Here is a 14,707-nt window from a genome sequence, read left to right on the forward strand (position 1 = left end):
AATGCTTTACATGCAAATGATAATGATTATTATTAATGTAAATTTGGGTGGCAAAATGCTATCAAATTGTGCGCCGACAGACCGACAGGCGAAGTGAATGGACTATGTTTGGATTTTAACATGAAAGAAATGACGGCAATGCAGGCCGCTTATTGGTTAGGAAGGCAAAAAGGCAATGCGATGGAAGGCTTGGCTGCCCATCTCTATGCCGAGTTCGATGGACAAGATTTAAATCGCGAAGCGTTATCAATGGCGGTGCGGGCACTGTATGCGAAACATCCCATGTTGCGTTTAACGATCACTGCAGAGGGGCAACAACACATTCTCCCTCTTTCTGCTTGTCACCAACTGACGGTGGAAGACATTACGCGCTATTCCAAGCAAGAGGCCGAGCAATTCTTGCATAACAAGCGAGAGCGAATGAGCCACCAAATCTTGGATTTGAATCAAAGCAGCCCCATCGAGATCAGTGTGACCTTGCTCGCCAATAATGAGCATCGATTGCACATTGATGCGGATATGATTGCGTGCGATGCGCAGAGTTTCCGAATTGTGGTCGAAGACTTAGCGCGACTTTATCTGTCTGCACAAGAATCCGATTTAGCCGTGAGCGAAGAGCCTCAGCTAACCTATTTTCATTACCTTGACCATCAGCAAACGGATCGCTATTTAGCACAGCGCAAGGCCAGCGATAAACAGTGGTGGCAAACACGTTTATTATCATTGCCCCCTGAACCTCCATTGCCGTATTTGTCCTGCCATGGTAACGAAGCTCGTCCACAAACTCAGCGCTTGGCGCATCAGTTTACCCATCAAGAGCGCGTTGCGTTGGAGGCATTGGCGAAAGAGCACCATCTCACGTTAACACAGCTATTTCTTGCCCTGTTTTCGCAAGTGATTGCCACTGGTGCGCGTGAGCATCGTTTCCGATTAAACGTACCGACTTTTCACCGTGGTATTTATGACCCTCAGATAGAGCAGTGCGTAGGCGATTTTTCCAACCTACTGATCTTTAGTGCTCACGTCGACAAAACACAGACGCTGCTGTCGCATTGCCGCCAAGTAGCGAGCCAACTGAACCTGTTGCTGAGCCATGAAACATACTCAGGTGTGCAGGTCATGCGTGATTTGTCACGCTTGGCGGGTCAGGTGCAACGCTCGCCCGTGGTGTTTACCTCCGGTATGGATATCGACGGTGGCGAGCTCTTTTCTCAGCGAGTGACGGACAGTTTAGGCCACATGAATTGGGTGATTTCGCAAGGGGCACAGGTAACGCTAGATGCGCAGATTGCCCCTGCTTATGGCGGCATTTTGGCTAACTGGGATGTTCGCGCGGATCTCTTGGAGCAAGAGGTGATTGAGCCCATGTTTGCTCATTACGTTGCGTTGATTCGTCGCCTTGCGACGTTCCCACAAATCATGCATCAGACGCTCGAACAGCTAGACGCGGCATTGGGGCTATCCGAGTCGGAAGATATAGCGGCGACGCCATTGAGTAACTTGCAGAAATCGTATTTGTTGGGGCGTTCAACTCAAATTGCCTTAGGTGGCGTTGCGATGCATGAGTTTCGCGAATATCGCGGCAACTTGGCAACTGAGACGGTGCGAGAAAATCTCACCCGCTTGGTTGAACAGATCCCGGCATTGAGGACGCACATCGATCAAGATAAATTGCTGCAGTTTGTTTCTCCCATTATTGAACTCAATTTAAAAACGTTTGATTTTCAGCTCCTTTCTCGTGAAAAAGCACTTTTAGCGGTGGAGCCACTTCGCGAGCACTATCGACATAAAATGCACGATTTAAGCGGTTCGCCTTGGGAAGTGTGTGTCGTTCAATTACCCCCAGAGTACGCCAGTCGAATAAACACCATTATTTTCACCAGCTTTGATGCCTTGATTGTTGATGGGCGTAGTCATTCGATCATTCTCGCTGCGCTGTTTGGTCAGCAAGAAGATGGCATTCAAGGTTTGATGGCCCCTCGCTCACCAAAGCGTCAAGGGGCCGTCATAGATACTGCGAAACGAGCGCAAGACGAACGCTATTGGCAAGAAAAATTGCATCGTGACTGCTTGCCTCCAGCATTGCCTTGGAAGCAACCGCTGGAGACCATCCGCACTTCTCGTTATGCGCGAGAAAGCTTGCAAATTCGCCGTTCTGAGCTGCAACAACTGACCCAGATGGGGGTGGAAAATGGTCTGTTCGTCAACTCATTGTTGACCGCCGCTATTGTGCAAGTGTTGGCTTGTTGGACAACCGAAAATGGTATGCGAATTGGTTTTCCGGTGGTGATACCGCAGCAAGATGAGTTGGCGGGCAATGAATCCACTTTTGTGATTTTAGAGCATGAAAAATCGGACGCCTCTGTGCTGAGTCAAGCTCTTGAATTGCAATCGAATATGCTGGAAGCGCTGGAACACCTCGATTTTTCGGGGGTGGACGTAAACCGCTTATTGATAAATGGCTCTTCACCTGCATTAGCTTTGCCTGTGGTGATCACTAATGGCTTGTCATGGCAGACGCTCAAAGAAACCGACGATGTGGCGCTCTTTTCTGGGGTGACTCAGACACCGCAAATGGCATTGGACATCCGACTGACTTACGATGAGCAGAAAAATCTCATTATCAGCTTCGATTACGCGGTGGATGCGCTGGAGACGAACGTTGTGTGCGATATTCTCAATGCGCTCAAAACGCTGTTGCGACAACTGTCTGAATCCCAGCAAGGACTCTTGCCAACCTCGTCTTTTCTTGATCTTTCCCACTATCGCCTCAATAGCGATGAAACGCACTGTTACCCTTCGGATTTCTTGTCGCACATTGCGCGTCAACTGTTTGATGAAACCAACGAAAAAACGGCGATCATTTGTGGTGAAACCGCGGTTTCGTATGCAGAACTGGGCTCGAAAGTCACTTGTGTAATGCGCCACCTTAATGCCAGAGGGTTGCAACAAGGCAGCGTGGTGGCTATCTGTCTTCCACGAAGTGTGGAGCACTTGGTGATGACGTTGGCATGCTCACTGTCGGGCATGGTATGGGTACCCATTGATGCCTCCTCACCTCATGACCGATTGGCTTATTTGCTCAGCAATTGCAACGCGGAACTGGTGGTCACGCAACACGGTGACGTTGTGGAATCCGTCACCTTCTCAGAGCTCCTCTGCCCCATCGCAAGTGAGGCTCCGTTGCCGAGTTATGAACAGTTGTCGCGTTTAAGTCAAAGCACCCAAACGGCCTACTATCTGTATACCTCAGGCACCACTGGCAAGCCGAAATGCGTGGTGGTCAATAATCAAGCGACGTCCAATGTCATTGGTCAAACCTGCCGTGAGTGGTCGATTTCGTCTCAGGATGTGATCATGTCCGTGACACCGTATCACCACGATATGTCGGTGTTTGACGTGTTTGCGGCTTTTAGCACCGGGGCGACGCTGGTGCTTCCTGGCGCCGATGGTGAAAAAGATGCGTTGAAATGGAACCAATTGATCGAGCAGCATAAGGTGACGATTTGGGTGTCAGTGCCGGCGATTTTGGAAATGCTGCTTTCTTGCTCGCAAGGCTCGCAACTGCAATCGTTGCGTTTGGTTGCCCAAGGTGGCGACTACATTAAACCAGCGACTATTGCTCAACTACGCGCACTGGAGAGTTCGACCCGTTTGATTTCGCTTGGCGGACCGACAGAAACCACCATTTGGAGTATTTGGCATGAACTGACGGATGTGGATGTGTCGACCATTCCTTATGGACGGCCATTGCCGGGGAATCGCTATTTCATTTTGGATGAGAGGCAGCAGCATGTGCCTCAAGGGGTGGTTGGGCGCATTTACACCGTCGGGGTGAACTTAGCGCAAGGCTATTTAGAAAACGGCGAACTGAAGCAGACGGATTTTGTCACCATCTATGATGATCGTGGCGAGCCTGTACGCGCGTTTCGAACCGGTGACCAAGGTTACTACCGACAAGATGGCAACATCATTTTCGCTAGCCGAGTGAATGGTTATGTCAAAGTTCGCGGGGTGAGAGTCTCTTTGCCGGATATTGAAAAAGAGCTGTTGAAGCATCCTTTGATCGCCAATGCGGTTGTCGTCGATTATCTCGATGGCAATGGGGATAGTGCTTTGGCGGCGCTCTTTACTCTGAATTCAGATAAGCCGCTGACTGCTCAGCAACTGCGCCAGTTTGCTCAGCAATGTTTACCTCAATCGCACATCCCAACCCACTTTATGCCGATGACCGTTCTGCCTCTTTCCGCCAATGGCAAAGTCGATAGAAAGCAGTGCCAAGCGCAAGTGGCGGCCTCTTTACTGCCAAGCAAATCCTCCATGCATATCGAGCGTGAGCAAGGGGAGGTGCTGAAGCCAACTCTACTTGCACAGATTGAACAGATTTATCGACAAGTGATCGCGACAGATGAGCCTTTCGATGATGCGCAAGAGTTGGCATTTTTGTCGAGGGGATTACTTCCGTTTCACCTTGTCAGCATTGCTTCACTTTTGAATCAACGCTTTGCTAGCCAGTTGAGCGCCTCGCAGTTGCTTCGCTGTCAATCTGCGCAACAGGTCGCGGCTTTACTCGCATAGCCAGCCTTAATTTATTAACCGATTTTATCGCCGTGAAATGGCGCAATGGCGCCTTTTGGAGAAAGGAATATGACGCTTAACCTGGATGTTTCCAAGCTGGAAGCCCATCGAGACGGTATCCCACTACAAACTATCGAGCCATCGCTTAGCGTGAGCGAGTTTGAGCAACGAGTTTGGCTGTATCACCAACAACATGGTGATGGACGTAGCCAGTATGCTTCCGCTTACCATCTGACTGGTGAAGTGAACATGGGTAAATTGGTGGCTGCGCTTTCTCAGTTGTCGCAAGATTTTCCCCTATTCAATCAGCGCTACCTGTTTAACGACGCGTTAGGCCTGACTAAACAAGGGATTGAAGCGAGTTTACTCCGTGTTGATATCGAGAATGTTGTTTCACTCGAACAGGCGATGCAGCATTTAATGGCGTTGCAAAACCAACCCATAGCCCTAGATGACGATGCGCCGATTCGTTTTGTCTTGTACAGCGGTGACATTGACGGTGTCGTGCTTGGCGTCGTGACGCACCAGATCCTCAGTGAGCGAATGGATTGGCAAAGTGTGTTCCAGCGTTTGAGTGCGCGCTACAACCAGCCGTCGTTGAAGCGCGATTGGGAAGGGGCTTCACCGGGCCGAAGTGCTCATGTCGGCTATACGCCTCTCACCCCTCAAAGGGATATCGGCAATACTTGCTTTGCATGGTTGCAAAGTGCGCAGCCTGACATTGTGATCGAGCAAAGTTGGCCAGCGACGCCAACGCATTCACCCGAGCGCTCGTTGCTTGCCCGTAAGTATCGTGTTTCTCTACAAGGCAGTGTGCTGGAAGACTATGGGTTGTCTCAACCAAATAAAAAAGAGGTGCTTTCTGTCATTGCCGCACTGTTTGCCCGCTTTTTAGCGGTCAACGCCCACGCTCAACAGTTCGACTTATATCTGCCTTATGATGTGGAACGTCGAGCGTTTGAGCTTAATGGCGCGATGATTGAAACGGGGTTAATCGCGGTTAAGGTGCCTCATGTATCCACCCCGATGGAGCGCAGCAGTGCGGAAATACTGGCGCAGCTCAACCTAAGCCGCGAACATTATTCAGCCTCCTATCATGGTCAACAAGGGGCAGCCCTCGTTACTTGGCTGGTGGACCCTTCGGTGCATCTGCAATTGGATCAGGTCAACGCCGAAAAGCTTTTGTTTGCCGCGGCACATCCCAAGTTTGCGGTAACATTAGGTGTGGGTCTGAATTGTCAGGGAGCATTGGTACTAGAGCTAACACTGGCTGCTGGTGCATCGCCACACATTGGCGCCTTTATGCTTGAGCAGTTTGTCGCCCTGATTGGAGGTAAAGCCGCCAGCTCTTTGCATTTGCATGAGTCTGACAACCGCGAGCCAGCAAACATCAGTAACACCACGATGCAAACTCATGAGCAAACGCAAGCTGCGGTGGAAGCGGCGATCTTGGCAGAGTTTCGTACGGCGCTTGCGAACCAAACGATGGCGGCTGACGATGACTTTTTTGATTTTGGTGGCCACTCCCTCATCGCGACCAGAGTGATTGGTCGACTGCTATCGGATCATGGCATAGAAATCCACATCAACGACATGTTCAGCTTCCCGAGTGCGAAACAGTTGGCGCAACAGGCGAGAGTGTATCAGGCGATAGTGCATCAGCCGTCTCACTTCGACGCCAAGGCAGCAGTACCATCGCAGCGCAACCCCATCGCATTGGACAAAGCGCCGTTGTCATTGGCACAAAATTCTTTGTGGAAAGCGATGAGCAAATACGCCAGCGTTGGTCTCAACAATATCTTCAATTTGCCGTTTGCGCTGAAGTTTTTGGATCGTGTTGATGAAGCGGCATTTGGCCGGGCTTTCCATGCAATTTTGCTGCGCCACACTGGGCTGCGTACGCGATTTTCCACCGAAGACAACCAGCCATATCAGCAAGTGATTCCGGTAGAAAAACTGGCAGAGTATCAATGGTTTTGGACTTCGCAGCAAAGTGAAGGATTGCCGGTTAACGACCTTTTGGCGCAAGAAGCTGAGTACGCGTTTGATCTGGACAACGAATTACCCCTGCGGCTGAGGTTTGTGACGGACGATGCTGACGGAGCCCAGTACTTGTCTCTGCTGTTCCACCACATCGTACTGGATGAGTGGTCGTTGAACACCATGATGGATGAATTGGCGCTGGCTTATCGGTGTTATGTTCAAGGTCGCGAACCGCAGTGGCCAATGCAGCCACGACCGTTCCATGAGTTCGCCAGAAAACAACGTGCTTCCGATGTTAACCAAGCGCATTTATCCTACTGGCTGAACAAATTTGAAGGGCTGCCTTGGGCGGAGCCGATCTTTCCCGCTCATCATCCGTTAAGTGTTGAACAACAAGTCGAATGTGGTGAAGGCGGTTGGGTAGAAATAAAAATTCCTCAGCGCGTCAGTCGCCAGCTGTATGTTTTGGCTAAAGCGCGCAGTGCGTCGTTGTTCAACGTCGTGTATGCCGCTATTGCCGCTTCATTACGCTTACTGGGTGCGCCTGAAAAGCTGATCGTCGGCACACCTGCCGCTGGCCGTTTGGATGCAGACTATTTTGATACGGTCGGGTATTTCACTACGCTAGGCGTGCAATTGGTCGATTTCGCTGGGGTCAAATCCATCTGGCAGTTGATTGAGCAGGTAAAAAACAGCATCAATGAATCTATGTCTTACACGGATATTCCTATTGATCTGATTGAAGAGGGCTTAAAAGGGGTTGACCACGGCACCGAAGGACATATGTTTGAAGTCTTCATTCAATTGCACGCCAAGAACAAATTTCATGGTGCGTTTGAACTGCCTGAAAACGAGCGTGTCCGCTTCCAACAAGTTGATCCAGACAAAAGTGAATCGGGTTTGGGGCTGCAGTTTGAAGTCATGGAAGAGAGCATTGATGGCGAGCAAACTCTGCGCGTGATGATGAGTTACATGAACAAAAATTACAGTCCAGCTCAAGTGACGCTGCTTTCGAACGTCAATCGTCGCTTGTTTGAGGTGTTCGCTGATTGTGTCGCGCAGGATCAGGATTTGGATCAGCTACAAGAACAAGTGGCAGCGTTAGAGGCAACAGCCTGTCTGGCACACAAAGGCGCGTAAACCGATGTGGATCTCAGAACCCACCACATTGAGTTTAGGTGGATACACGGTTTGGCAACGTCAGTTTGAGGCGTCTAGCTTTCTGCCCAACAGTGCGCAAGCGTGGCAGATCGCGTTGCCAGATTCACTGCAGCAGGCAAGTAGCAAGCGTCGGGCGGAGTTTGTGGCTGGTCGCGTGGTCGCGCGTGATGCGTTAGTGGCGCTTAAAAGTCCTTCACATCATGTTTTTGTCGGGGAACACCGAGCACCGCAATGGCCGTCAGGATGGCTTGGCAGCATATCGCATACCAATCACACTGCGGTTTGTGTGGCAAGAAAAATGCACAAACATGCAAAACTTGGTATTGATATGGAGAGATTTGTCAGTGAACGTGCAGCAAAGGAAATTATGCCGCTGATTTTGATAACGCCACAAGAGCGGGCTTTGGTGGCATCGACGGATTGGCCAATCCATCGTTTGGTGACCTTGATTTTTTCTGCCAAAGAAAGCTTATTTAAAGCGATTTATCCGACAGTCGGTCGTTACTTGGAATTCGCCCATTCCTACGTAGAGGAGATCGATCTTCATCGCGGTAAGCTGACGTTACGTTTGTGTCGAGGGGCAGAACAAAACATGCTTCAGAAGCGGTTTACGGCTTTTTTTCATCTGTATGATGACAGTGTGGTTACCCTAGTGAGTGAAAACGATCAAACACTTTAAGCCAAAACAAAAACGGCCCATCATGGGCCGTTTCTTCATTCCGCTGCGAATTATAAGTAGTTCGCATCTGCTAGGTCACTTACCAATACAGATTTCACTTCTGCACGTGCGTTCAACCATTCTACAACGGCGGCGCGCTGTTCTTCAGTTGCGCTTTCGTAACGCTCTTTCGCACAGATGAAACCTTCAAAGTGCTCAAGACCGCCACCACCAAAACATAGGCCTTTTGCGTCAATAAAATCAATGAAGTCATCAACGAACACGTCGTAACGATCAAAGTCGTGAATATCGGTTTCACAGCTGATCTCGAAACCGAGAATAGCGAATTCACCTAAAAAGAGTTTTTTACGTAGGCGGCGATTTTTGTTTTCCACTTTATCTAGTTTCATGGTCTTCTCTCGATTTATATTGACTAAAATGTGCTTGCTTGTGTTGCGTTTCACTCAGCAACTCTAGGGGGAAGTTCTAGACTTAAAAGATGACGACCTCAAGCATAGGCGAGCTCTTTATACTCTTGATTGCCCATGAAACCAAATACAATTGCGTCAATATTCAATGAATTGACCAACTGACAACACAAACACAACAAAACATTCATAAAGATAGACCTGTTTTGTCATTTTTCTAGCCTATCTTGGGTCGCGCTCAACTTCATTAACCCAAGAGATAAACATCATGAGTAAGGAAACCTTCGACGCGACTCGCTACAACCAAAGCAAAAACAAACCTTTTGAGGAGGTGTTAGAAGCGAGTTTATCCCGTCGCAACATTTTGAAAGGTGGTTTAGGCATTAGTGCTATGACAGCCTTTGGCGCATTTGGTCTCGCCGGTTGCAACAGCTCTTCAAACAGCGGAAGTGTCGCAGGTGGTGCTTCTGGTACTCAATCTCAAGCTGTTTTGAATTTTGACTCTATTGCAGGATCACTCACCGATGCCGTGAGCGTTCCAAATGGCTACAAAGCACAAGTGTTGGTGCCATGGGGTACGCCTTTAAATGGCAATGCCAGCGCGTGGCAAGCGGATGGCAGCAACACCGCAGAAGACCAACTCAATGCATTGGGCATGCACCATGATGGCATGCATTTCTTCCCGATCAATGGCAATCCAAACGATGGTTTACTGTGCGTGAACCACGAGTACATCGATCTCGCGGCTTTGCATCCAGCGGGTCCGACGGTGCTTAACGGTGCGCGTACTGTTGTTGATGAAGTACGTAAAGAGATCAACGCTCACGGGGTCTCAGTGGTTCGAATCCAACTCGACAATGATGTGTGGAAAATGGTCGACAGTGATCCATTGAATCGCCGTTATACTGGTGCAACGGTCATGGACATCTCAGGCCCAATGGCTTATTCCTCTCACCTCGTTACCCGTTTTTCACCCGACGGCAGTCAGGCGCGCGGCACACTGAACAACTGTGGTAACGGTTATACCCCTTGGGGCACTTACCTTACGTGTGAAGAAAACTGGCCTGGCTATTTCATTAACACAGGAACGCGTACCGCAGAACAAGATCGCATTGGTATTGATGGTTCCGGTACCACTCGTTATGCATGGGAAACGTTGGCAGGCGATGCCGAGGAGCGTTTAGACGAGTTCACCCGATTCAACTTGTTGCCAACGGGCGCCTCTGCGCAAGATGATTATCGTAATGAAGCCAATGGTCACGGCTATATTGTGGAAATTGACCCTTACACCGCCAATTCACGCGCGAAAAAACGCACGGCACTGGGCCGTTTTCGCCATGAAGGGTGTACCTTTGGCAAGCTTGTTGCGGGCAAGCCGGTGGTGTTTTATTCCGGCCACGATTCTCGTTTTGAATACCTCTACAAGTTTGAATCAAAAGCATTGTGGGATGCTAGCGACGCCAATCCAAGCCACCGTTTAGCGACCGGGGACAAGTACATGGACGAAGGCACCTTGTATGTCGCGCGTTTTAATGAAGATGGTAGTGGATCTTGGTTGCCACTCACTTTAAGCAGTGTAACCACCTCGGGCGGTACTTTGGCCGACCATTTTTCAACGCTGGCGGACATTATCTTAAATACCGCAGGTGCGGCAGATCGGGTTGGTGCCACGCCAATGGATAGACCTGAGTGGTGCACGGTAGATCCATTTACGGGTACGGTATACCTCACGCTGACCAACAACAGCAAACGTACTGAAGCAAACCCGGCCAACCCACGCCTAAACAACAAGTTTGGTCATGTGATTCGTTGGGATGAAGGGGCGAGTGCCACAGAATTTAGTTGGGATATCTTTGTCTTTGGTTCACCAGCGAACGGCGATGCAGAGACAAACCGTTCTGGGTTAACCGATTTAAACCAGTTTGCCAGCCCTGATGGTTTGGCGTTTGACGGCCGCGGGATCTTGTGGATTCAAACCGATAACGGTGCGGGTGAAGTGACCAGTTATACCAACGATCAAATGTTGGCGGTGGTGCCTTCACGCATGGTGGATGAAACGGGCGCGCAAACACAAGTTAATGCGTCTAACCAAGCGCAATTGAAACGCTTCTTTGTTGGACCGAATGGTTGTGAAGTGACTGGCTTTGCCATCAGTCCAGATTACAAATCGCTGTTTGTGAATATCCAACATCCAGGCAATTGGCCATACAGCGATAATGCGGCTGAAGAAACGCCAGCAGGCATGACCGTGCGCCCACGTGCAGCGACGGTGGTGATTCGCCGCGAAGACGGTGGTGAGATCGCACTATAAACGTGAGCTTTACTGAGAAGTTCAATAACAGCCCAGAGTGATCTGGGCTGTTTGCGTTTTGTTAGCGTGAAAGGCAAGTTATTGGATGCCGTATTTCATCAGGATTTTGTCAAAGGTGCCGTTTGCTTTGATCTCTGCGAGACCCTTATTAAATGCCTCAATAATTTCACCATTTTTGGCGTTGGCTAAACCTGATGTGACGTGCAATGGATTGACGGAAAGGGCGTTATTGGTAAAGTCAAAATCACTTAAAGTCATGCCCGCACCGGACAGAGTGGCTTTAGCCACCAGTTCATCCTCCAAGGTCAAATCAATGCGTTTGGCCAGCAATTTTTTTGCGTTTGCCACCAAGTCGTTCGCTTCGGGTTTGTTGAAATTAGTGGCTTTTAGGAACTCGTCCCCATAACCGTAGTTGCGAATAATACCAACGTTTTTGCCACTTAAACTGTCCATGCCATTGTATTCAAATCCATCACCACTGCGTTTGATAAACTTGAGTGAATTTTCCAGATAGGGCTGACTGTAGTTGAGGTATGAGGTGCGTTCTTGGGTAAACCAAGTGGCGACAAGGACATCAACCCGTCCGTCTTTGACTTCATTCAAGGCTCTGGTCCACGGCATGATTTTAAAATCCACATCGTGCCCTTGGGTTTTAAAGGCTTCGATAACAATTTCCACCGAAATACCTGGGTTGGCGTTGTTTTGTTGCACAAATGGAGCCCAAGGGTCTTGGGCGGCTGTGATGGTTGCTGCGTGACTCAAAAAAGAGAGCAATAGAGTTGTCACAACAAATAAGAGCTTATTCATGAGTTATCCTCTTTGGTTTATCCAATCTGGCCTATTGTTTTGGGGCTTAGGATGTTCCACAGCCATCCATGAGCTAGGTTCTGAATTTTTTCATGTGCTGTGCGATGTTTTTACTCAGGCTGAGCACCTCTTCTGTTCGTTGCGCGGTTTGGACCGCTCCTGAGGAAACATCATTGGAAGCTTCAGACGCTTCGACGATCGCTTGGCTGATCTCTTCCACAGCTTGCCTTTGTTCCTCGGTGGCTTGGGATATTTGCCCATTGCGATCCGAGATAATGCTGATCAACTCCTGTACTTGATTGACGGAGTGTTGCGATTCACTCACACGACTGGCGGTCTTTTCCAGCAAAGAGGCGATACGGCTCAGCTCTTGTTCTACCGAGTTGGTGGCGTTGCCCAAAGCAACAATGTTCTTTTGGATCTGTTCGGTGGATTGACTGGTTTTCACTGCCAAATTACGCACTTCATCGGCGACGACCGCGAAGCCTCGGCCCTGTTCACCAGCTCGGGCCGCTTCAATTGCTGCATTGAGCGCCAGCAGGTTGGTCTGCTCAGAAATGTCGTTGATGACATTGAGGACGGTGGTGATCTTGTCACCTTCTCCAACAAGAATGTGCATTTCTTGATTCACGTGATCCATTTCTTCACGCATATTGACAATTTCGCTGGCAGATTTTTCGATCGCCTCATTAACGCTGTGGGTAAGATCGGTCGCGGTATGGGCTTGGTCAGCGGTTTGCGCCGCAGTATCGGCAACGATAGAGACCGAATGGTTTAGCTCTGTCGCGGCGGCGGCGACGGTCGTCAGCTGGTGGCGTTGCTGGTTAAGCTTGTCGGCATTGGTTCTGGCCGCTGTACCGTTAGCGCGGGCTTTCTCTTCCAACGTCACCGACGACAGACTGACGTCTTGCACAATCACGCGAAGCGATTCAGTGAAGGTGTTGATACCATCGGTAATGTCATCAAACTCTTTGAAACGGGCTGGTGCGAGCTTGTTGGATAAATCGCCATCCCCAGAAGAGAGGTCGTGAATGACCTCCGTCAACTGACGAATTGGCCGTAGCACAGTGGCCGCGAGTACCGCGACAATAACGATGGAAATGATCAGATCTAAAACGACGAGCTCAATGATGTTGAGTAATAGGGACTCACGCAGTTTTTGTTCCAAAATGGCCGTGTCAAAAAAGACTTTCACCGTACCGACCGGCTTTTCTTCGCCATAATCGAGAAAGGTTAACTCGCGTGACAAGCTCTGTTGTTCAGAATAGCGTTGTTTGTTTTTGACATCGGTGAGTTTTTTGTTTTCCCCTTGTCCCTCTAATCTCAAAAACAGCAGTTCTGCCCCTTGGGTATCGGTCAATTGAATCGCCGATATTTCAGGAAGATTGAGTTCGGCAGAAATGGCAGTGCGCGCCGTGTCGAGGTCGAAATCCCATACTGCTCTAGGTAAGCTGACAGACATGCGCTGGCTGGTGTTTTGTACACTGGTATGCAGATCGGCGGTGAGGCTTTGCTTAAAATCTTGATACTTGATGAAAGCGGAAACAAGTAACACCAATGTCACTGCAAATATGACTTGAAGCAGAAAGACGACTTTTAAACTTTTCACTGCAGCTACTCTTCTTTTGGGCGTTAATAATAGAAAAGTAGTAATTGATTAAATAATAATCAAATTGGCCTATTTTTGTGATTGACATCTTGTTTATTCTTGTGTGCGACAAAACAAAGAGTTAGCGCTAAACCTATTTTATTCGTTTATTTTTTGCTTTAACCATAAAAAATAAACAGTTCTTCAGTATCAAATAGTTGAAAGAAATTCATCTTAGTACTCCTGCAATAACAAAAAGGATAAAAAAGCCGGAGCAACGGGTTTTCGGACAAGCACGACTAACAATGCGCAATGTTGCTCCGGCAATGTCCACAGATTAATTAGGTATTACGCAACAATAAAATCGATTGTATATATTGTTGGTATAGGTAAATCCGATGTAGGGAGATCATCGTGAAAAATAAATTCCTATTGATTATCTCAGTGTGGCTGTCGTTTGGCGCGATGGCGAATGAAAAGCGTGTGTTAGAAATCGTCACACTAGAGTACCCGCCATACATAGAAACACGAGACGATGTGGTTTCGGGCGTTGCTGTGACTTTGGTAGAACATGCCTTTGCTAAACTGCAACAGCCGATAAAAATCACCGTGCTGCCTTGGGCAAGAGCATTGAACTATGTTGAATCGGGCCAAGCAGATGCCATTTTTACTATTTTTAAAACCGAGCAGAGGGAACGTTTTGCTGATTTCAGTGAACAAGTCCTGTTCAGGCAAAATATCAGTTTAGTTCAGATGGACAACGGGCCCGTTGATGCTAGCCAGATTGAGCAAAGAGCCTTCAAACAACGGACATTGTGTGTGGTGAACAAAGTCAGCTATGGGGCGATCATGGATGACGCGATCAATACCAATCAGTTTAAATCGGTGATACGGCAAAATTCCGCTGAGCAGTGTGCGCTGATGCTCAGTGCAGGCCGTGTTGATTTGTGGGTGTCTAATGAGTTTGGTGCGCGAAGCGTGATTGCCTCTTTAGGGCTGTCGCAACAACTTGAGATTCTGATGCCACCGATGCAAACCACCCTCAGCTACATCGCGTTTTCCAAGCAAAATCAGCATAGTGAACTGCGCCAACGCTTTGACTTGGAGCTGCTCAAGATGAAACAAGATGGCAGTTACTTCCAGTTAATTGACGACTATTTTGCGGCTTTAATGGAAAAATAAACTCTTGATTT

8 protein-coding genes are annotated in these 14,707 nt (G+C 48.8%); 5 read left to right on the forward strand and 3 right to left on the reverse strand.

Annotated elements, in window-relative coordinates:
• The first annotated feature begins 120 nt into the window (after positions 1-120).
• From CIK04_RS12110 to CIK04_RS12120, 3 genes are all read left to right on the forward strand, one after another.
• A complete protein-coding gene (locus CIK04_RS12110; protein WP_097352237.1) occupies positions 121-4,578 on the forward strand; it encodes an amino acid adenylation domain-containing protein in 4,458 nt (1,485 codons plus the stop codon).
• 69 nt (positions 4,579-4,647) lie between these two features.
• The gene (locus tag CIK04_RS12115; protein WP_097352236.1) at positions 4,648-7,701 is read left to right on the forward strand and encodes a condensation domain-containing protein; all 3,054 of its coding nucleotides are present in this window, start codon (positions 4,648-4,650) and stop codon (positions 7,699-7,701) included.
• A gap of 4 nt (positions 7,702-7,705) precedes the next feature.
• Entirely contained in the window at positions 7,706-8,401 is a 696-nt protein-coding gene (locus CIK04_RS12120; RefSeq protein WP_097352235.1) for a 4'-phosphopantetheinyl transferase, read from the forward strand.
• A gap of 50 nt (positions 8,402-8,451) precedes the next feature.
• On the opposite strand, the gene CIK04_RS12125 is transcribed toward CIK04_RS12120, so the two are convergent.
• Positions 8,452-8,790 carry a YggL family protein gene (locus CIK04_RS12125; protein ID WP_011081746.1) on the reverse strand — a complete coding sequence of 113 codons (339 nt, stop codon included), beginning with the start codon at positions 8,788-8,790 and terminating at the stop codon, positions 8,452-8,454.
• 286 nt (positions 8,791-9,076) lie between these two features.
• Between CIK04_RS12125 and CIK04_RS12130 the strand changes: the two genes are divergently transcribed.
• The gene (locus CIK04_RS12130) at positions 9,077-11,119 is read left to right on the forward strand and encodes a PhoX family phosphatase (protein ID WP_097352234.1); all 2,043 of its coding nucleotides are present in this window, start codon (positions 9,077-9,079) and stop codon (positions 11,117-11,119) included.
• Between the two features lie 78 nt (positions 11,120-11,197).
• Here the strand turns inward: CIK04_RS12130 and CIK04_RS12135 are convergent, their stop codons facing one another.
• The gene (locus CIK04_RS12135; RefSeq protein ID WP_072612378.1) at positions 11,198-11,926 is read right to left on the reverse strand and encodes a transporter substrate-binding domain-containing protein; all 729 of its coding nucleotides are present in this window, start codon (positions 11,924-11,926) and stop codon (positions 11,198-11,200) included.
• Positions 11,927-11,999: 73 nt separating this feature from the next.
• Positions 12,000-13,535, reverse strand: coding sequence for a methyl-accepting chemotaxis protein (locus tag CIK04_RS12140; protein ID WP_017421588.1), 1,536 nt, complete (start codon positions 13,533-13,535; stop codon positions 12,000-12,002).
• Positions 13,536-13,928: 393 nt separating this feature from the next.
• Here CIK04_RS12140 and CIK04_RS12145 point away from each other — a divergent pair, with 393 nt between their 5' ends.
• Positions 13,929-14,696 carry an ABC transporter substrate-binding protein gene (locus tag CIK04_RS12145; protein WP_039547004.1) on the forward strand — a complete coding sequence of 256 codons (768 nt, stop codon included), beginning with the start codon at positions 13,929-13,931 and terminating at the stop codon, positions 14,694-14,696.
• The last annotated feature ends 11 nt before the right edge of the window (positions 14,697-14,707 follow it).

The organism is Vibrio sp. 03_296 (assembly GCF_002265885.1).